Genomic DNA, 17914 nt, shown 5'->3' with positions numbered 1-17914 from the left:
GGGCAACCCTATCGCCGCAACCTGACCGCCACCTGCGGCAAAAAGGGCACGGCTTGCGCTCGGCGGCATGCCGGTGCCATCATCCGCGCCATGCAGACAGTTTCCTCCATCCTGTGGCGCAGGCTCGATGCACCGGGCCATGACGCCTGCCGGCTCGAGCGCAACGCGACCGCGTGGCAGCTCGACGGCGCCGCCGTGTTCCGCCTCGAGGACGGCCGCATCGGCCAGCTGCACTACCGCGTGCGCTGCGACCTGCACTGGCACACGCAGTGGGGCACCGTGCGCGGCTGGCTCGGCGGCGGCGCCATCGACCTGGCCATTGCCCGCGATGCGCGCGGCCACTGGAAACTCAACGACGAGGCGGTGCCCGACCTGTCGCACTGCACCGACCTCGACCTGGGCTTCACGCCCGCCACCAACCTGCTGCAGCTGCGCCGGCTCAACCTGGCAAAGGGCGAGGGCGCCGATGCGCCGGCCGCCTGGGTCGACCTGGACGGCGGCGGCGTGCTCAGCGAGCTGATGCAGCGCTACGAGCGAACCGCGGACGACGCCTATGCCTACGAGGCCAAGCGCTTTGACTACGCGGCCACCCTGCGCGTCACGCAGGACGGCTTCGTGCGCGACTACCCGGGCCTCTGGAGCGCCGAAGCCTGATGGTCGCCACGGCATTGATGACCCACAGCAAACCACTTCTTCGCACCTTCGCCTTCACGCTGCTCGGCACCATGGCCGCGCTGTCGGCCGAGGCCGCCGCCTGGGGCCCCAGGCCCGCGGCCTGCCCGGCGCCGGTGCCCGCGCAAACGCGCTGCTACACCGGTGCCGATGGCGCCGGCGCGCTCTACTGGATCGCCATTCCGCAGGCATGGAACCGCGTGCTCGTGATGCACGCCCATGGCGGCCCCGAGACCGGCCCGCCCAGGCTCGAGCGCAGCGAGGAAGACCTGAAGCGCTGGGCCGTCACCGTGAAGGCCGGCTACGCATGGGCCGGCTCCACCTACCGCCGCGGCGGCTACGGCGTGACCATGGCCGCGGAAGACACCGAGCGCCTGCGCCGCATCTTCGTGCAGCGCTTCGGTCCGCCGCGGCGTACGCTGCTGCATGGCCAGAGCTACGGCGCGGGCGTGGCCGCGAAGGCGGCCGAACTCTATGCACCGGCCGGCGATGCCAAGAGCCCGTACGACGGCCTGCTGCTCACCAGCGGCGTGCTCGGCGGCGGCAACAGCGCCTACGACTTCCGGCTCGACCTGCGCGTGGTCTACCAGTACGTGTGCCGCAACCATCCCAAGCCCGACGAGCCGCAATACCCGCTGTGGCAGGGCCTGCCGATGGACTCGAAGCTCACGCGCGCCGAGCTGGCTGCGCGCGTCAAGGAATGCACCGGCGTCGGCCTGCCCGCGGCGCAGCGCACGCCCGAGCAGGCCGCGCGGCTCAAGACCATCCTGTCGGTGGTGAAGATCCAGGAGCGCTCGCTGCCGGGGCACCTGAACTGGGCCACCTGGCTGTTCCAGGACCTGGTGCAGCAGCGCCTGGGCGGACGCAACCCCTTCGGCAACATCGGCGCGGCCTACCAGGGCTCGGTCGACGATGCGGCGCTGAATGCCGGCGTGGCGCGCTATGCGGCCGACCCGCAGGCCAAGGGCGCGCTCGCCGCCGACAGCCAGCCCACCGGCCGCACCGCGCTGCCCACCGTGGCGCTGCATGCCATCGACGACCCCACCGCTTTCGTCGAGCTCGAGAACGCCTACCGGCGCATCCGCGATGCCGCGGGCACGGGCGGCACGCTGGTGCAGAGCTTCAGCGCCGAGCGCGAGCACAGCTACCTGAGCGATTCGGAATACCCGGCGCTCTTCGAAGCCCTGATGGACTGGATCGACAAGGGCGAGAAGCCCACGCCCGCGAGCCTGGCGCAGCGCTGCGCGGCGCTGATGCCGCGCTACGGCACCGACGGCAGGAACGGCTGCCACATCAAGCCTGAATGGCAGGCGCCGGCGCTCGAAACCCGCGTGCCCGTGCGGGCTCCTTGAGCGAGGCGAGGCAGCAAGCGGCGCAGGCTCAGTGGTCGTGGTGCAGGTAGCTCGCCTGCCGCGGCAGCCGCAGGCTCACGAGGAAGGCGATCACCATCATCGCAGTCACGTACCAGAAGAAGGCCGATTCGTGGCCCAGCGACTTGAGCCCCAGCGCCACGTACTCGGCCGAGCCGCCGAAGATCGCGTTGGCCACGGCGTAGGCCAGGCCCACGCCCAGCGCGCGCACCTCGGGCGGAAACATCTCGGCCTTCACGATGCCGCTGATCGAGGTGTAGAAGCTCACGATCGCCAGCGCCGCGATGATCAGCGCGAAGGCGGCCACCGCGTTGGTGGTGTGCTGCAGCGCCGTGAGGATCGGCACCGTGGCCAGCGCGCCGAGCCCGCCGAACAGCAGCATGTTGTTGCGCCGCCCGATGCGGTCCGACAGCGCGCCGAACAGCGGCTGCATGCACATGTAGAGGAAGAGCGCGCCGGTCATCACGTAGCTGGCGGTCTTGATCGGCAGGTGCACCGTGTTCACCAGGTACTTCTGCATGTAGGTGGTGAAGGTGTAGAAGATCAGCGAGCCGCCGGCCGTGAAGCCCAGCACCGTCAGGAAGGCCGGCATGTGGTGCCTGAAGAGCCCGGTCATGCTGCCGGCCTCCTTGTTGGCCTTGGCTTCGGCGCTTTGCGTCTCGTGCAGCGTGCGCCGCAGCAGCAGCGCCACCACCGCGGCCACCGCGCCGATGACGAACGGAATGCGCCAGCCCCAGGCCTTGAGCTCGGCTTCGGTGAGCAGCTGCTCGAGCACCACGATCACCAGCACCGCCAGCAGCTGCCCGCCAATCAACGTGACGTACTGGAACGACGAGTAGAAGCCGCGCTGCCCGCGCAGCGCGACCTCGCTCATGTAGGTGGCGGTGGTGCCGTATTCGCCGCCCACCGACAGGCCCTGGAACAGGCGGCAGACCAGCAGCAGGAAAGGCGCCCAGGCACCGATCTGCGCATAGGTGGGCAGGAAGGCAATCACCAGCGAGCCGCCGCACATCATCGACACCGAGATCAGCAGCGAGGTCTTGCGCCCGACCCTGTCCGCAATGCGCCCGAACAGCCAACCGCCGATCGGCCGCATCAGGAAGCCCGCCGCGAACACGCCGGCGGTGTTCAGCAGCTGCACCGTCGGGTCCGACTTGGGAAAGAACGACGACGCGAAATACAGCGCCGAGAAGGCATACACGTAGAAGTCGAACCACTCGACCAGGTTGCCCGACGAGGCCGCCATGATCGAGAAGATGCGGTGGCGTTTTTCTTCTGCCGTGTAGTGGGGAGGGGGTGGTGATGCGAGGGCCGATGAGCTCCCCGGATTGGAAGTGGCTGCGCTCATGATGCGTTGTGCCGCCCGTACAGGCGATGTTGTTGGAAGCAACATTTTCTGCACCCGCGCATATGCGCGCTGTCAGCCAGCGCCGCAAGCCTGATGCCCGAGGGGTTTAGAAGCTACCCGGCAGCAGGATGCTCGAATCCACCTTTTCGATGTCGGTGCGTCCGCAAAAGGCCATGGTGATGTCGAGTTCCTTGTGGATGATCTGCAGCGCGCGCGTCACGCCGGCCTGGCCGTGGGCGCCCAGGCCGTAGAGAAAGCTGCGGCCGATCAGCGTGCCGCGGGCGCCGAGCGCGCGCGCCTTGAGCACGTCCTGGCCGCTGCGGATGCCGCCGTCCATCCACACCTCGATCTCGCGGCCCACGGCATCGACGATGGCGGGCAGTGCCGCGATGGAAGAGGGCGCGCCGTCGAGCTGGCGCCCGCCGTGGTTGGAGACGATGAGAGCGTCGGCGCCGCTCGCGGCGGCCAGGCGCGCGTCTTCCACGTCCATGATGCCCTTGAGGATCAGCTTGCCGCCCCAGCGCTTCTTGATCCATTCGACGTCGGCCCAGCTCAGTGCCGGGTCGAACTGCTCGGCCGTCCAGGACGACAGCGACGACAGGTCCTTCACGCCCTTGGCATGGCCCGCGATGTTGCCGAAGGTGCGGCGCTTGGTGCCGAGCATGCCCAGGCACCAGTGCGGCTTGGTCGCCAGGTTGATCATGTTGGCGATGGTCGGCTTGGGCGGTGTCGACAGGCCGTTCTTGATGTCCTTGTGGCGCTGGCCGAGGATCTGCAGGTCGAGCGTGAGCTGCAGCGCAGACACGTTCGCGGCCCGGGCTCGCTCGATCAGGCGCTCGATGAAGTCGCGGTCCTTCATCACGTAGAGCTGGAACCAGAACGGGTGCCGGCCGGTGTGCTCGGCAATGTCCTCGAGCGAGCAGATGCTCATGGTCGAGAGCGTGAACGGAATGCCGAAGGCCTTGGCCGCGCGCGCGCCCAGGATCTCGCCGTCGGCATGCTGCATGCCCGTGAGGCCGGTGGGCGCAATGGCCACCGGCATCGCAACGTCCTGCCCGATCATGGTGGAGCGCGTGGAGCGGCCCTCCATGTTCACGGCCACGCGCTGGCGCAGCTTGATCTTCTGGAAGTCGCTCTCGTTGGCGCGGTAGGTGCTTTCGGTCCACGCGCCGGAATCGGCGTAGTCGTAGAACATCTTCGGCACACGCCGCTTGGCGATCACCCTCAGGTCTTCGATGCAGGTGATCTTGGAAAGGTCGGCCACGGGGGAGTCTCCTGGGTAGTCTCTGTTGTTCGATCGCGCGAGCGGGGATTATGGGCACGCTCCGCCGCGGGCCGAGTGTGGCGTCCGAATGGGACCCCGATCTGAAAAATACCCGGGCCGGACCTGAAAAGAATTCAGTCAGTCCCGCAGCGCCTGCCGCAGCCATTCGACGAAGGTCGCGCACTCCCAGCGCTCCATTGCCCCCGGCCGCCAGCACAGGAAGTAGGCGTTGGGCGAGGGCACGCTCTCTGCCGAAAGCCGCACGAGGCGCCCGTTCTCCAGCCAGGCGCTGCCGAGCTTCAGGTGCATCAGCACCACGCCGAAGTCTTCGGCCGCGGCATCGAGCGCCAGGCCCAGGTCGTTGAACTGGTGGCCCGTGGCCGGTTCCGGCAGGCCGATGCCGCGGGCCTTGAACCAGGTGCGCCACGACTCGAGCGGCGTGCGCAGCAGCTGCACGCGCGAGGCCTCGGCATCGGTCGCAAAGCCGTCGAACGGCCCGTGGCGCTGCAGGTACGCCGGGCTGCAGGCGGGCGCGACGTCATCGGCCAGCAATTGGCAGAACTCGCGGTCGTGAAAAGGCCCGGTGCCGAAGCGCAGTTCCAGGTCGGCCTCTTCGGCCGTCATGTTGCGCACCGGCATGGTCACCTGCAGCATCAGCTCGATGTTCGGATAGGCATCGCGAAACCGCGCGAGCCGGGGCAGCAGCATCTGGCGGGAGAAGGTGGGCGTCACTGCCACCCGCAGCCGGCGCACCTGCGATGCGGGCTCGCGGCCAGGCACCCGCTGCAGCGCCGCAATGGCCTCGCGCACGCGGGCCAGGTAGGCCACGCCGTCGGCGCTCAGGCCGAAGTCGTTGCCTGTGAAAAGCCTGAGTTCGAGCAGCGTCTCGAGCTGGCGGATGCGGTGGCTCACCGCGCTGGGCGTGACGCTGAGCTCTTCCGCTGCAATGTTCACGCTGCGCAGGCGCGCCACGGCCTCGAAGGCCTGCAGGCCCTGCGTGGAGGGAAGTCGCGTCGATGCCATGGGTGTTTTCCGGGAGCGATCTTATCGATGCAGCGTGGCGGCCAGTGCCTCGAGCAGGCGCCGCAGGTCGTCGACGGCTTCGCGCGCCAGCGCGGCGCCGCCCATCTGCGCCTTGACGATGGCGCCGTCCACACCCAGCGCCGCGGCCTGGGCGAGCGCCATGCGCGCGGGCAAGGCCGCGGGCAGCAGGCCGGCAATGACCTCCACCATCTCGCGCTTGTGCTCGCGCGCGCGCTCGGCGGCGCCCTCCACGCTGCCGCCCACCTCGGCCACCGCGTTGATGAAGGCGCAGCCGCGAAAGGCCGGGTCGGCGAACCATTCGGCCATCGCGTCGGCGAGCAGCAGCAGGGCCCCGGCATTGCCGGCGCGTTCGTGCGCGCCGCGGCGCCCCAGTGCATCGACGAACCAGGCCATCCATCGTGCATGCCGGTGATCGAGAAAGGCGCGCACCAGGTCGTCCTTCGACGGGAAGTGCCGGTAGAAGGTGACCTTGGTCACGCCCGAGGCAGCAATGACGCGGTCGATGCCGGTGGCGCGGATGCCGTCGGCATAGAAGAGGTCGTGCGCCGTGAGCAGGATGCGCTCGCGCGCGGGCAGTGCGGAGATGTCCATGGGGCGATTGTAGGCATGTAGACAGGTCTGTCTACATGTGGCACATTGCGGGCCTTCGCCATCCCTTCCTTCAACGAAAGACCGCCATGGAATCCCGCCCGCCGCTGCCTCCCTTCACCCTCGAAACCGCAACGAAGAAGGTGCAGGCCGCCGAAGACGCCTGGAACACGCGCGACCCGGTGCGCGTGAGCCTGGCCTACACGCCCGACACCGAATGGCGCAACCGCGCCGACTTCGTCAACGGCCGCGAGCAGGTGGTGCAATTCCTCACCCGCAAATGGGAGCGCGAGCACGACTACCGCCTGAAGAAGTCGCTCTGGGCTTTCATGGACAACCGCATCGCGGTGCGCTTCGAGTACGAATGGCACGACGCGGCCGGGCAATGGTTCCGCAGCCACGGCAACGAGAACTGGGAATTCGCCGAGAACGGCCTGATGCAGCGGCGCTTCGCGAGCATCAACGACCAGCCCATTGCCGAGTCGGAGCGCAAGTTCCGCTGGGAACGCGTATGAGGGCCGCCGTCCGATGCCGATCGCCCGGCACGGCTGTTGCTTGCTGCTGGTGACACACCCCATCAGGAGCAAACCCGCATGAACCGCAACGACGTCACCGAGAAAATCATCACCGTGAAGGTGTCCAAGGGCATCCAGTGGGCCGACGTGGCAAAGAAGGTCGGCCTCTCCAAGGAGTGGACCACCGCCGCCTGCCTTGGCCAGATGACGCTCGACGACAAGCAGGCCAAGGTCGTTGGCAAGATTTTCGGCCTCACGGCCGCAGAGCAGAAGTGGCTCCAGGTGGTGCCCTACAAGGGCTCGCTGCCCACGCCGGTGCCGACCGATCCGCTCATCTACCGCTGGTACGAGGTGGTGAGCGTGTATGGCACCACCATCAAGGAACTGATCCACGAAGAATTCGGCGACGGCATCATGAGCGCGATCGACTTCAGCATGGACATCCAGCGCCAGGCCGACCCCAAGGGCGACCGCGTCAACGTGGTGCTGTCGGGCAAGTTCCTGCCCTACAAGACCTACTGACGCGGTCCCTCGGAACGAACCTCAGAACGCCGCGTGCTCGGCCGGCCTTGGCCGCCACGCGGGGCGCCGCGGGGCCGAGATGCTGCTGCCCTCGATGGCGCCCGCAATCGAGCGGGCCACGGCCTCCGCGGGCACCGCGATGCGCCGCCGCGTGACCATGCGCTCGAAGCTGCTGCAGGCTGCGATGCGGTCGGCCAGCGTGCTGTCCGCTTCGCTCACGTCGGGGCGCACCACCGTCACGCGCAGCTTGCCCGCATGCTCCTGCCGCAGGCCTTCGGAGATGGCGTCCACCGCGTACTGCGTGCCGCAATACACGGCCGAGTTGGGCGACACGCCCTGTGCGGGCACCGGCGCCACATTGACGATGTGGCCCCAGCCCTGTTCCTGCATCGTCGGCAGCACTGCCGCGATGCCCAGCAGCACGCCGCGCAGGTTGACGTCGAGCATCAGCTCCCATTCGTCGACCTTGCGGGTCCACAGCGGCGACAGCGGCATCACGCCCGCGGCGTTCACCAGCACGTCGATGCGGTCGTGCGTTTCGAGTGCGAATTCGGCAAATGCTTCCACGTCGGGCCGGTAGGTGACGTCCAGCCGCTGGAAGTGCGCGGTGCCGCCGGCGGCGGTGATTTCCTCGGCCAGCGCTTCGAGCCGGTCGGTGCGGCGCGCGCCGAGCACCACCTTGGCGCCGCGCCGCGCCAGGAGCCGCGCGGCCGCCGCGCCAATGCCACCACTTGCGCCCGTGATGAGGACGACTTTTTCCTGGATTGCGCTCATGAGACTCTCCTCGTGCGATGGGTGTGGACCATGGCGCAACGCTGCGCCGGGCATGGAGGCAAGTCTCGCGCGGATGCGGCTCCGGGCGTTATCCGGATCGAACAAGCTTCTTGCCTGATCCTGCAAGACCTGCGGCCCGGACCGCCATGGCGCCGAGCGTGCGCAGGCCCTTCTCGATGCGCGCGTCCCAGCCGTGGCCGCCGCTCAGGCGCAGGCAGTGGGCGTACTTGCCGCTGGCCGAGAACACCACGCCGGGCGCAAAGCAGATGCGTTTCTCCAGCGCCTGCGCAAACAGGAGCCGCGTGTCCGCGGGCTCGGGCAGTTCGACCCACAGCACGAAGTTGCCGGCCGGCCTCGACACCTTGGTGCCCGGCGGGAACGCCTGCTCGATCACCCGCGTCATGCGGGCCAGCGTGTCGGCGAACTCGCGCCGGACGCGGCGCAGGTGGCGGTCGTAGTCGCCGTTCGACAGGAAGGTGGCGAGCGCCACCTGCGTCAGCACCGGCGTCGCCAGGCTGGTGGCGAACTTGGTTTCGAGCACGCGGGCCATGTGGCGGCGCGTGGCGATCCAGCCGATGCGGTAGCCCGGCGCGAGCGTCTTGGAGAACGAGCCGCAATAGATGACGTTGTCGTGCGTGTCGAGCGCGCTGAAGGGCAGGGGCCGCTCCTCGCCGAAATGGACGTCGCCGTACACGTCGTCCTCGATCAGCGGCACGCCGTGTTCGGCCAGGATGCGCAGCACGGCGCGCTTGTTCTCTTCGGGCATGGTGCAGCCGAGCGGATTGCTGAAGCTCGACGCCAGCACGCAGGCGCGCACCTTGCCCGAGGCCACGACTTCGCGCAGCGCATCGACCGCGACGCCGGTGTCCGCATCGGTCGGCAGCTCGACCACCTTCAGTCTCTTTGCGCGCAGCACCTGCAGCAGCCCGAAGTAGGTCGGCGACTCGATGGCGACCGTGTCGCCCGGCTCCGTGACCGCATCGAGCGCGAGCGCCAGCGCCTCGGTGCAGCCGCAGGTGATGGCGATGTCGTCGGGTGCCAGCGCCTGTCCGAAGCGCAGCGCGCGGCGCGCGATCTCCAGCCGCAGCGACATCTCGCCGTGCGGCGGCGAGTAGGTGTTGCACTGGCTGCCCTTCACGCGGGCCGTGCGGGCCAGCACGAGGTCGAGCCTGGAGGAAGACAGCAGCCGCTGGTTGGGAATGGCGCAGCCGAGCGGCACGAAGGCTTCGTCCGACGCGTGCTTCAGCAGGTCGAGCATCAGGCCCGAGAGCTCCACCTTGGCAGGCCGGATCGAATGGCGCGCGGTGGTGGGCACGGGCAGCGCGGGCGGCGGCTTGGCGACGTAGTAGCCCGACTGCGGCCGCACTTCGAGGATGCCGCGGTCTTCGAGCAGGCGGTAGGCCTGCACCGCGGTGCTCAGGCTGGTGCGCTGCTGCGTGCTGATCTCGCGCAGCGACGGCGCCCGCGCGCCCGGCTTCAGCGTGCCGCGGCCGGCCAGGCCGGCCACGAAATCGGCAATTTCTTCATAGCGGAACCGGGGAGATTGCGACACGGATCACTCCTGCTGGCGTGGATGGCACTGCACCCAACTGTACTGCACCAAATTTCAGAAAAGTGTGGCTGTTATCGCCGGTCATGAAACTGCAACATCGGAGCCATCGACAGCAACGGATCAAGCGGCAGTTCATGGCACGGTTTCCCGACAACGAAATCATTTCCCTCGTCAGCAAGGCACCGCGCTTCGACCTTGCCGAAAGCGTGGGGCCGAGCGTGCGGCTGTCGGAGCTGGCGGGCATGGCCTTCGGCGAGGATGCGGATTTTTCGCTGGACTACGGCACCGCGGCCGGCAGCCCCGCCCTGCGCCAGGAAATCGCGAACGAGCATGGCGTCGAGGCCGACGACGTGGTGGTCACGGTCGGCGGTGCCCACGCGCTGTTCCTGATCGCCTTCACGCTGTGCCAGGCGGGCGACGAAGCCGTCGTGGCCGAGCCGGTGTTCCCGTTGGCGCGCAACGCGCTGGCCGCCGTTGGCGCCACCACGCGCGCGCTGCCGCTCGGCTTCGACACCGGCTACCGCATCGACCTGGACGCGCTGCGCCAGTTGCTTTCCCCGAAGACCAGGGTGCTGAGCCTGGCCTCGCCGCAGAATCCATCGGGCGTCGCGATTCCGGCGCAGACCTTGCGCGAGATCGTGGCGATGCTGGCCGAACATGCGCCGAAGGCCTGGCTCGTGATCGACGAGACCTACCGCGAGGCGGCCTATGGCGACGATGCCGCGGTGCCCCCTGCTGCCGGGCTGGGGGACCGGGTGATCTCGGTGTCCTCGCTGTCCAAGTGCCATGGTTCGGCGGGCCTGCGCATCGGCTGGGCCATCACGCGCGACACAGCGCTGCGCCAGGCGCTGGTCACGGCGAAGTTCAGCACGGTGATCTCGTGCTCGCCGGTCGACGAGGCGCTTGCGCTGGCCGTGTTCAGGCAGCGCGACCGGATCATCGGCGAGCGTCGCAAGCTCCTCGCGCAAAACCTGCAGCTCACCGAGGCCTGGGTGTCGCGCCACGCCAGCCATATCGAGTGGGTGCGGCCCGATGCCGGGGCGCTGTGCTGCATGCGGCTCAGGCGCGAGCTCTTCGACGCCGCGGCCGTCGAGCGCTTCTATGCGGCGCTGGCCAGGTACAGCACGCGCGTCGCGCCCGGTCCGTGGTTCGGCGACAACCCGCTGGTGTTCCGGCTGGGATTCGGCCTGCCGACGCTCACGCAGCTGGCAATTGCGCTGGAGTGCGTGTCGGTGGCGCTGATGGAGGCTGCGAAGGCGGGTGCCTAGGGCCGCTCAATAAGGCGGCGCCTTGCGCGCCCGCTGCGCGCGTGCCGCCTCGGTCCACCATGCCAGGTCGTCGGCGAACCTTCCGAAGGAGCGATCGAGCGATTCGCCCGCGCTGCCGGTGGGCTTGCCGCTCGCATCGAGCGTCTGCGAGATCGGGCCGATGGCCAATGTGCTCGACACCACGACCATGCCCATCTCCGACAAAACCGAATGCCACACGGTGCCCGAGCGCACGCCCGAGAACCGGCCGGCCGAATAGCTCGCGATGGCGGCGGGGCGCCAGAACCATTCCTCGAGGAAGTGGTCGGTCAGGTTCTTCAGGCCGGGCTGCGGGCCCCAGTTGTATTCGCCGGTCACGAAGACGAAAGCATCCGCGCCGCGTATCTTCTGCGCCAGCGCTTCCATCGCCGCGGGCGCGGTGCCGGGGGGATATTCCTTGTACATGCGGTCGAGCATCGGCAGGCCGACGGCCTTGGCGTCGATCAGTTCGGCCTCGGCGCCGCGCGCATCGAGGCCCGCCACCAGGTAGTCGGCCAGGCGGATGCCCATGCGGTCCGAGCGGTACGAGCCATAGAACACCAGGATCCTGTCAGCCATCTCTGCTCCGTTCGAGGCCGGAATGGCCCGCGTGAATGAACGAACGAAGGCTACAGCATCGACCCGCCCGCACCGCAATTGGTTGCAGCAAGTTCCGGGCGGGCTGGCTACCATGCCGGTCCATGAACCCGCTGCCCATTCTTCGCACCGCCGCCCTGCCGATGTTCGCCCTGCTGCTTGCGGGGCCTGCGGGCGCCGCGCCGTCGGCGCAGCTTTTCGATGCGGTCAAGAAGCCGGAGTCGCTCGATGCGGACTGGCGCGCGCAGCTTTGTGCGCTGTTGCCGCAGCCCTGCGATCCGCAGGCGCTGGGCCTGTACCGGCCGCGCGGCGGCGCAGCGGGCGACTACGCGGTGTTCTCGGGCGAGCCGCTGGCCATGGCGCGCGTCAAGCGCATCGCGGGCACAGGCGCGTGGCAGCTGAACCGCCTGCACGACTTCAGCGGCTATGCGGCCGCATTGCTGAAGAAGGCGGCCGACCCGGCCACCGCGGACGCACGCATTTCGCTGGCGCCGGCGCTCTATCCGCTGGCCGAAGGGCAGTGGGCCGTGGCGGTGCTCCAGACCATGTCGGAGATGTACTCGGGCGGCGGTGCTTCGTTCAGCAAGGCCGACTTCGTTCCGCTCGAGGATGCGAGCCGCGCCGTGCATGAAGGCATTCCTTTTTCGTGCTCGAAGATGGTCCGCGCCTGCTTCAGCGAAAAGGAATACAAGCAGTCGAAGCACTGCCACGACGAAAGCAGCGGCAGCCTTCGCATCAGCTACGGCGAACCCGCGAGCCCGGGTGGAGCCTACGCCTGGCAGTACACCTGGCTGCAGAGCGAATGGCCACAGAACACGCCGGCCAGCGAGACCACCACCACGCGCCTGCACTTCACGGCCCGGACCACCGAAAGGGCGAGCTTCTGCGGCGGACCGCAGTAGGCGGCAGCGCCGCGCGCTCTTCTCTTCTCAGTGCCGCGGAACCGTCACCGCGCCCACGTGCATCGAGCGCCCCGCGCCAAGGCCCGCCATCACCAGCGCAATGCCCAGCCCGATGAAGAGCCATGACGACGCGCGGAAGCTGCCGGTCCAGCCGTGCAGCAGGCCCGCCACCAGCGGCCCGCAGGCAGCCACCACGTAGCCCACGCCCTGCGCCATGCCCGAGAGGTGCGCCGCCACGTGCGAATCGGGCGAGCGCAGCACCATGAAGGTGAGCGCCAGCGCAAAGGTGCCGCCCTGAGCAATGCCCAGCAGCACGGCCCACAGCCACACGCCGCCCAGCGGTGCGAACAGCATCGCCAGCATGGCGGCCACGGTGATGACGGCCAGCACCACCGCCAGCCCGCGCTGGTTGCGCAGCCTCACGGCCACTGCGGGAACGATGAGGCAGGTCACGACCTGCGTCATGACCGCCAGCGACACGACGTAGCCGGCCGTTTCGCCGCCGAGTCCGCGTTCGCGCAGGATGGGCGCGAGCCAGCCCATCACGGTGTAGGCCAGTGCCGATTGCAGGCCCATGAAGAAAGTGACCTGCCAGGCCAGCCGGTCGCGCCACAGCCCGCGCACCGTGAAGCCCGATTCGCTGGCCACCGGTTTCAGCGGCAGCGCCTGCGGCGCCCAGATCAGCGTGACCAGCAACGCGGGCACCGCCCACATCGCCAGCGCATAGGTCCAGCCGCCGCCCAGCGCATGTTCGAGCGGCACCGTGAGGCCCGCCGCGCTGGCCGCGCCGCCGCACACCGCCATGGTGTAGAGGCCCATCATCAGCGCCGCCTGCCTGGCGAAGTCGCGCTTCACCAGGCCCGAGAGCAGCACGTTCGACACCGCGATGCCGCTGCCCGCGATGGCCGAGGCCACGAACAGCAGCGGGATGCTGCCGGTGCCGCGCAGCAGCGTGCCCACGAGGATGAGCACCATGCAGGCGAGCAGCGTGCGCTCGGTGCCGAAGCGCCGGCCCAGGCCCGGCGCCAGCGGCGCGAACACGCCCAAGCAGACGATCGGCAGCGTGGTCAGCAGGCTCGCGGCGGTGGCCGAGAGTCCGGTGGCCGCGATGATCTCCGGCAGCACCACCGACAGGCTGGCGAACACCGGCCGCAGGTTGAAGGCGATCAGCACCACGCTCGCACCCAGCAGGATGCGCCGGCCCAGGCCGGCCGCCGGCGTGGGGCGCGGCGCGGGCGTGCTGTCGGCCTCGGCGTCGATCAGCAGTTCGTCGGCAGCGCGGGCCGTCCGGAATGCCACCGCGCTCATCGGACAGGCTCGGCGTCTTGCGCCAGCGCGTCGATCATCGGCGACATGAAGGCGCGCACCGCCTCGGCGGCGCGGTCGGGGTCGCGGCTTGCAATGGCCTCGAGGATGGCGGTGTGCGCAGCCGTGTCGGGTTCGGGCAGGCTGGTGCCCATCGTGCTCGCGATGGTTTCCTTGATGTAGCCGGCAATGAAGCGGCAGGTTTCTGCCAGCGCGAGGTTGCCCGAGATGTCGACGATGGCCAGGTGGAAGGCCAGGTCGCGCTCGATGAAGCCCGCGCCGCCGTCGCTCGCGTCGGGCACGCCGCGCTTGTTGAGCAGGCTGTTCAGGTTGCGCAGGTCCTTGGCGGTGTGGCGCACGGCGGCCAGCCGCGCGGCCTCGACCTCGAGCGCGCGGCGCACCTCGAACTGGTCGCGCAGGCTTGCGCGCCGCATCTTCTGCAGGCTGGCCGACGGGTCGAAGCCCGAGCGCACATAGGTGCCCGAGCCTTGCCGCACTTCGAGCAAGCCGCGCGAGACCAGCGTCTTCACCGCTTCGCGCACGGTGCCGCGGCTCACGCCGAGCAGTTGCGCGAGCTGCGGCTCGATCGGAATGCGCGATCCGACGGTCCAGCGGCCGGCCGCGATCTCGGCGCGGATGCTGTCGGCGGCACTGTCGGCCAGGGAGGTTCGGGGGGCTTGGAGGAGCATATGAATAAGAAAGACCTAATTCATTCAATCATTGGATGAATTTTCGCGCGACTGCAATGCCGCAGTCGAAAGCAGGGGGATTCGGGTGGCCGCCGGCGCGTCTACCGGCGCGCGCTTTTCGCGACCACGCCCGCGCCGCGCACTTCGAGCTTGCGCTGGTCGACCACCTTGCCGGTGGCATCGGCGAGTTCGATCACGTGGCGCCCGGGCCACGGCAGCCACTGCGCGCTGTTGCCGCGCGCAAACAGCTTGCCGTCGATGCGCCATTGCACGCCGCGGCCTTCGGACTCGAAGCGCACGCGCTGGTGCAGCGGCGGAATGTCGGGGTCCAGCGCGATGATGGTGCCGTCGGCCGGCGCGGTGATGCGCGGCGCGGCCCCGGCGCCTGCCGGCGTGCCGGCGCTGTCGAGCGCGAAGAGCGGCTGCTCCGTGCCCTGCAGGAACCATTCGCTGCGCGCCGCCTCGAGCGGATTGCCGTCGGCGCCGGGGCCGAACGCCACCTGCGCCTCGACCAGGCCGGCCGGCGGCCGGGGCGCGCGGCTCGGCTCGCGCGCGTGCAGGAAGCGCATCACCTCGGCCCACACCGGGGCCGCGCCGCTGGTGCCGCTCACGTCCCACATCGACGCACCGCTCGCGTTGCCGACCCACACGCCGACCGTGTAGCGCTGCGACCAGCCCACGGCCCAGTTGTCGCGCATGTCCTTGCTGGTGCCGGTTTTCACGGCGGTCCAGAAGCGCGTGGAAAGAATGCTGTCGAGCCCGAAGGTGCGCGTGCGTGCGTTCGCGTCGGACAGGATGTCGCCGACGATGAAGGCCGCGCGCGGATCGAGGACGGGCGCAGCCGGCGCCGGCACGGGAGGCCGCGCCATCAGGGTGGGCGGCCCGTAGCGCCCGCCATTGGCCAGCATGCGATAGGCGTTGGCGAGCGACAGCAGCGACACCTCGGCGCTGCCCAGCGCCAGGCTGTAGCCGTAGTAGTCGCCGCTTTCACGCAGCGGCAGGCCGGCCGCGCGCAGCTGGCGCGCGAACGATTCGGGCGACACCATCACCAGCGTGCGCACGGCCGGCACGTTGAGCGAGGCGGCCAGCGCGGTGCGCGCCGATACCGGCCCCTTGAACTGGCGGTCGTAGTTCTGCGGAATGTAGAGCCCGCTCGCGGTGCTGATCTGCGCCGACGAATCGTCGATCAGCGAAGCCGCCGTGAGCCGCCGCTCGGCGATGGCCTGCGCATAGAGCAGCGGCTTGAGCGTGGAGCCGGGCTGGCGCAGCGCGGTGACCGCATCGACCTCGGCCGCCTGGCTCAGCGGGCCCGAGGAGCCGACCCAGGCGAGCACTTCGCCGCTCGCGTTGTCGAGCACCACGAGCGCGCCGTCTTCCACGTGGCGGCCGCGCAGCTCCTTCAGGTGGCGCTGCAGCGTGGCCAGCGCAAAGCGCTGCAGCGGCGCGCGCAGCGTGGTCCGCACGGCGGCCTCCTTGCCGGCTGCTGCCTGGCGCGAGGGCGGCGCGGCCGTTTCGCCGGCCTCGCGCAGTTCCTTCAGAACTCGCCGCGCCGCATGCGGCGCAATGCCTTCGGTCGCATCGAAGGCCCGCCGCTGCACCGCCGCGCTCGTGAACATGTCGAGCGCATCGCAATCGATCTTCTGCCCCGGCTCCATCGCGCGCATCACCTCGCAGGCACGCTGCGCCACCAATGCGGGCTTGGCGTTGGGCGCGCGCACCAGTGCCGCGGCCACGCTGGCCTCGCGCGCGTCCAGGCCACTGGGCGCCTTGCCGAACAGCGTGCGCGAGAGCGCGTCGATGCCCACGATCTCGCCGCGGAAGGGCACGGTGTTGAGGTAGGCCTCCAGGATCTGGTCCTTGCGCCAGCTGCGCTCCAGCTGCGCGGCTGCCACGGTCTGGCCGATCTTCTGCGTGAAGCTGCGCCCGCTGTTGGCGCGGCGCAGGTCTTCGTCGAGCAGGCCCGACAGCTGCATCGTGATGGTCGATGCGCCGCGCGTGCGGGTGTTCCACAGGTTGCCCCAGGCGGCGGACGACACCGCGCGCCAGTCGATGCCGCTGTGCTCGTAGAAGCGCCGGTCTTCGCTCAGCACCATGGCCATGCGCAGCGCGGGCGAAACATCGGCCAGCGCCACCCACTGGCCGCGCCGCACGCTGGCATCGGTGCGCACGCGCTGCAGCAGCTCGCCGTTGCGGTCGAGCACCGCGGTGTCGGAAGGGCGGAACTCGCGCTTCACCTCGTCGAAGCTCACGGCGCCGGCAGCAACCGGCAGCGTGCAGGCGATGGCTGCCAGCGCTGCGGCAAGGCGGCTGCGGCTGGCGGGGAAGGGCGGGCGGGGCATGGCGGTGGAAAGCGGAAATCGGCGGCGTGGCGGCGCCATTCTCGGTGAAGCGGCCACGGGAACTGCACCTACTTGCGAACGGGTGCGCCGCCGCCTGCGGCCGCAGGAACTTGGCGCCAAAGTCCGCAGCATGTTCCACATCCGGTAACCAACTTCACGTCCCGGCCTCATGGCGGATACGCAGCCGAGACGCAGATGGCCTTCAATGCAGTTGCCGGCTTGCGCGAGGCGAGCCGCCTTCCTACAACTCCAAGGAGAAACCAAATGATGATGACGAAGACATTGGCCCTTGTGCTTGCCGCATCGGCCGTGCTGGCCGGCTGCGTTGTTGCACCCTATGACCGTCCGGCGCCGCGTCCGCACTACGGCTACGGAGACCGCGACCGCGACGGCGTGCCCAACCGCTATGACCGCGATCGCGACGGCGACGGCATACCGAACCGCTACGACCGCAACCCGAACAATCCTTACCGCTGAGCCTGGCCGCCGCGCGCCTCAGGCGGGCCGGCGCGCGAGCAGCGCCCACACGCCCGCCGCACTCAGCAGCGAGCCGCCCGCAAGGTTGAAGCGCCGCTGCGCGCGCGGCGAAGACAGCAGCTTGCGGGCCGATCCCGCGAACACGGCATAGAACGTGGCATTGAGCGCAGCCATCGCCACGAAGGTGACGGCCAGCACCCAGAGCTGGCGCGTCATGTCGGCCGCGGGGCTCAGGAACTGCGGCAGGAACGCCACGAAGAACACGATGCCCTTGGGGTTGAGTGCCGTCACCAGGTAGGTGTTGGCGAACAGCCGCCAGCGCGAATCGGGCGCCGCGGGCGCCGCGATTTCGGCGCCGCCGATGCCTGCGCGCAGCAGCTTGATGCCGAGGTACAGCAGATACAGCCCGCCCACCCACTTCACCACCGTGAACCAGAACGCCGACGCGGCCAGCAGCGCGCCCAGGCCGAGCAGCGACACCACCAGCGCGGTGGAATCGCCGAGCGCCACCGCGGCCACCAGCGGCACGTTGGCGCGCCGGCCGTGCGACATGGAATAGCTGATCACCGTGAGGATGGTCGGCCCGGGAATGATCAGCAGCACGGACGATGCGGCGACGAAGGCGAGCCAGAGTTCGATCGGCATGGGTTCTCCAGAAAAATGCAGTTGG

At 69.3% G+C, this 17914-nt stretch carries 18 protein-coding genes; 7 read left to right on the top strand and 11 right to left on the bottom strand.

All coding sequences use genetic code 11. The features are described 5' to 3' along the window. The first annotated feature begins 90 nt into the window (after positions 1 to 90). A complete protein-coding gene (locus tag AC1DMS_RS11695; protein WP_478181030.1) occupies positions 91 to 654 on the top strand; it encodes a putative glycolipid-binding domain-containing protein in 564 nt (187 codons plus the stop codon). Next, entirely contained in the window at positions 654 to 2024 is a 1371-nt protein-coding gene (locus tag AC1DMS_RS11690) for an alpha/beta hydrolase (RefSeq protein ID WP_478181029.1), read from the top strand. Before AC1DMS_RS11695 ends, AC1DMS_RS11690 begins: the two co-directional genes overlap by 1 nt. A 28-nt stretch (positions 2025 to 2052) precedes the next feature. Here AC1DMS_RS11690 and AC1DMS_RS11685 read toward each other — a convergent pair whose 3' ends face one another. From AC1DMS_RS11685 to AC1DMS_RS11670, 4 genes are all read right to left on the bottom strand, one after another. Then, a complete protein-coding gene (locus AC1DMS_RS11685; RefSeq protein WP_478181028.1) occupies positions 2053 to 3390 on the bottom strand; it encodes an MFS family transporter in 1338 nt (445 codons plus the stop codon). Positions 3391 to 3496: 106 nt separating this feature from the next. Next, positions 3497 to 4654 carry an alpha-hydroxy acid oxidase gene (locus AC1DMS_RS11680; RefSeq protein ID WP_018903208.1) on the bottom strand — a complete coding sequence of 386 codons (1158 nt, stop codon included), beginning with the start codon at positions 4652 to 4654 and terminating at the stop codon, positions 3497 to 3499. 138 nt (positions 4655 to 4792) lie between these two features. Next, positions 4793 to 5677 (bottom strand): LysR substrate-binding domain-containing protein, encoded by an 885-nt coding sequence (locus AC1DMS_RS11675; protein ID WP_012746479.1) that lies wholly within the window; start codon positions 5675 to 5677, stop codon positions 4793 to 4795. A 21-nt stretch (positions 5678 to 5698) separates the two neighbouring features. Continuing rightward, positions 5699 to 6289, bottom strand: a complete 591-nt coding sequence (locus tag AC1DMS_RS11670) for a TetR/AcrR family transcriptional regulator (RefSeq protein WP_478181027.1) — start codon at positions 6287 to 6289, stop codon at positions 5699 to 5701. A gap of 86 nt (positions 6290 to 6375) precedes the next feature. Between AC1DMS_RS11670 and AC1DMS_RS11665 the strand changes: the two genes are divergently transcribed. Then, positions 6376 to 6801 (top strand): nuclear transport factor 2 family protein, encoded by a 426-nt coding sequence (locus AC1DMS_RS11665; protein ID WP_012746481.1) that lies wholly within the window; start codon positions 6376 to 6378, stop codon positions 6799 to 6801. 78 nt (positions 6802 to 6879) lie between these two features. Then, positions 6880 to 7323, top strand: coding sequence for a cyanase (gene cynS, locus AC1DMS_RS11660; protein ID WP_062362876.1), 444 nt, complete (start codon positions 6880 to 6882; stop codon positions 7321 to 7323). A gap of 21 nt (positions 7324 to 7344) precedes the next feature. On the opposite strand, the gene AC1DMS_RS11655 is transcribed toward cynS, so the two are convergent. Next, positions 7345 to 8097 carry an SDR family oxidoreductase gene (locus tag AC1DMS_RS11655; RefSeq protein WP_012746483.1) on the bottom strand — a complete coding sequence of 251 codons (753 nt, stop codon included), beginning with the start codon at positions 8095 to 8097 and terminating at the stop codon, positions 7345 to 7347. Between the two features lie 88 nt (positions 8098 to 8185). Then, entirely contained in the window at positions 8186 to 9649 is a 1464-nt protein-coding gene (locus AC1DMS_RS11650) for an aminotransferase-like domain-containing protein (RefSeq protein WP_478181026.1), read from the bottom strand. A gap of 134 nt (positions 9650 to 9783) precedes the next feature. Between AC1DMS_RS11650 and AC1DMS_RS11645 the strand changes: the two genes are divergently transcribed. Further along, positions 9784 to 10917 (top strand): pyridoxal phosphate-dependent aminotransferase, encoded by a 1134-nt coding sequence (locus AC1DMS_RS11645; protein ID WP_478181025.1) that lies wholly within the window; start codon positions 9784 to 9786, stop codon positions 10915 to 10917. A 6-nt stretch (positions 10918 to 10923) separates the two neighbouring features. On the opposite strand, the gene AC1DMS_RS11640 is transcribed toward AC1DMS_RS11645, so the two are convergent. Beyond that, positions 10924 to 11514 carry an NADPH-dependent FMN reductase gene (locus AC1DMS_RS11640; protein WP_018903213.1) on the bottom strand — a complete coding sequence of 197 codons (591 nt, stop codon included), beginning with the start codon at positions 11512 to 11514 and terminating at the stop codon, positions 10924 to 10926. A 122-nt stretch (positions 11515 to 11636) separates the two neighbouring features. Here AC1DMS_RS11640 and AC1DMS_RS11635 point away from each other — a divergent pair, with 122 nt between their 5' ends. Then, positions 11637 to 12434, top strand: a complete 798-nt coding sequence (locus tag AC1DMS_RS11635; RefSeq protein WP_478181024.1) for a hypothetical protein — start codon at positions 11637 to 11639, stop codon at positions 12432 to 12434. A 27-nt stretch (positions 12435 to 12461) separates the two neighbouring features. Here the strand turns inward: AC1DMS_RS11635 and AC1DMS_RS11630 are convergent, their stop codons facing one another. From AC1DMS_RS11630 to pbpC, 3 genes are all read right to left on the bottom strand, one after another. Then, positions 12462 to 13742, bottom strand: a complete 1281-nt coding sequence (locus tag AC1DMS_RS11630; protein ID WP_018903215.1) for a CynX/NimT family MFS transporter — start codon at positions 13740 to 13742, stop codon at positions 12462 to 12464. Beyond that, positions 13739 to 14428, bottom strand: coding sequence for a FadR/GntR family transcriptional regulator (locus tag AC1DMS_RS11625; protein ID WP_012746489.1), 690 nt, complete (start codon positions 14426 to 14428; stop codon positions 13739 to 13741). The genes AC1DMS_RS11630 and AC1DMS_RS11625 overlap by 4 nt, the downstream gene beginning before the upstream one ends. A gap of 101 nt (positions 14429 to 14529) precedes the next feature. After that, positions 14530 to 16767: a penicillin-binding protein 1C gene (pbpC, locus tag AC1DMS_RS11620; protein ID WP_478181023.1), complete on the bottom strand. Its 2238-nt coding sequence runs from the start codon at positions 16765 to 16767 to the stop codon at positions 14530 to 14532. Between the two features lie 264 nt (positions 16768 to 17031). Between pbpC and AC1DMS_RS11615 the strand changes: the two genes are divergently transcribed. Next, positions 17032 to 17244 carry a thrombospondin type 3 repeat-containing protein gene (locus tag AC1DMS_RS11615; protein ID WP_412510498.1) on the top strand — a complete coding sequence of 71 codons (213 nt, stop codon included), beginning with the start codon at positions 17032 to 17034 and terminating at the stop codon, positions 17242 to 17244. 18 nt (positions 17245 to 17262) lie between these two features. On the opposite strand, the gene AC1DMS_RS11610 is transcribed toward AC1DMS_RS11615, so the two are convergent. Beyond that, entirely contained in the window at positions 17263 to 17889 is a 627-nt protein-coding gene (locus tag AC1DMS_RS11610; RefSeq protein WP_436287339.1) for a LysE family translocator, read from the bottom strand. Positions 17890 to 17914: the final 25 nt, after the last annotated feature.

Source organism: Variovorax sp. 05T418 (assembly GCF_056396385.1).
This window is presented reverse-complemented; position numbering and strand designations above follow the sequence as displayed.

What these genes read in the sequence shown, in the direction of transcription:
- AC1DMS_RS11640 (WP_018903213.1), bottom strand. Translation starts at nt 11,514, where the DNA reads ATGGCTGACAGGATCCTGGTGTTCTATGGCTCGTACCGCTCGGACCGC.
- cynS (WP_062362876.1), top strand. Translation starts at nt 6,880, where the DNA reads ATGAACCGCAACGACGTCACCGAGAAAATCATCACCGTGAAGGTGTCC.
- AC1DMS_RS11615 (WP_412510498.1), top strand. Translation starts at nt 17,032, where the DNA reads ATGATGATGACGAAGACATTGGCCCTTGTGCTTGCCGCATCGGCCGTG.
- AC1DMS_RS11670 (WP_478181027.1), bottom strand. Translation starts at nt 6,289, where the DNA reads ATGGACATCTCCGCACTGCCCGCGCGCGAGCGCATCCTGCTCACGGCG.
- AC1DMS_RS11685 (WP_478181028.1), bottom strand. Translation starts at nt 3,390, where the DNA reads ATGAGCGCAGCCACTTCCAATCCGGGGAGCTCATCGGCCCTCGCATCA.
- pbpC (WP_478181023.1), bottom strand. Translation starts at nt 16,767, where the DNA reads ATGCCCCGCCCGCCCTTCCCCGCCAGCCGCAGCCGCCTTGCCGCAGCG.
- AC1DMS_RS11630 (WP_018903215.1), bottom strand. Translation starts at nt 13,742, where the DNA reads ATGAGCGCGGTGGCATTCCGGACGGCCCGCGCTGCCGACGAACTGCTG.
- AC1DMS_RS11610 (WP_436287339.1), bottom strand. Translation starts at nt 17,889, where the DNA reads ATGCCGATCGAACTCTGGCTCGCCTTCGTCGCCGCATCGTCCGTGCTG.
- AC1DMS_RS11645 (WP_478181025.1), top strand. Translation starts at nt 9,784, where the DNA reads ATGGCACGGTTTCCCGACAACGAAATCATTTCCCTCGTCAGCAAGGCA.
- AC1DMS_RS11690 (WP_478181029.1), top strand. Translation starts at nt 654, where the DNA reads ATGGTCGCCACGGCATTGATGACCCACAGCAAACCACTTCTTCGCACC.
- AC1DMS_RS11695 (WP_478181030.1), top strand. Translation starts at nt 91, where the DNA reads ATGCAGACAGTTTCCTCCATCCTGTGGCGCAGGCTCGATGCACCGGGC.
- AC1DMS_RS11625 (WP_012746489.1), bottom strand. Translation starts at nt 14,428, where the DNA reads ATGCTCCTCCAAGCCCCCCGAACCTCCCTGGCCGACAGTGCCGCCGAC.
- AC1DMS_RS11665 (WP_012746481.1), top strand. Translation starts at nt 6,376, where the DNA reads ATGGAATCCCGCCCGCCGCTGCCTCCCTTCACCCTCGAAACCGCAACG.
- AC1DMS_RS11635 (WP_478181024.1), top strand. Translation starts at nt 11,637, where the DNA reads ATGAACCCGCTGCCCATTCTTCGCACCGCCGCCCTGCCGATGTTCGCC.
- AC1DMS_RS11655 (WP_012746483.1), bottom strand. Translation starts at nt 8,097, where the DNA reads ATGAGCGCAATCCAGGAAAAAGTCGTCCTCATCACGGGCGCAAGTGGT.
- AC1DMS_RS11675 (WP_012746479.1), bottom strand. Translation starts at nt 5,677, where the DNA reads ATGGCATCGACGCGACTTCCCTCCACGCAGGGCCTGCAGGCCTTCGAG.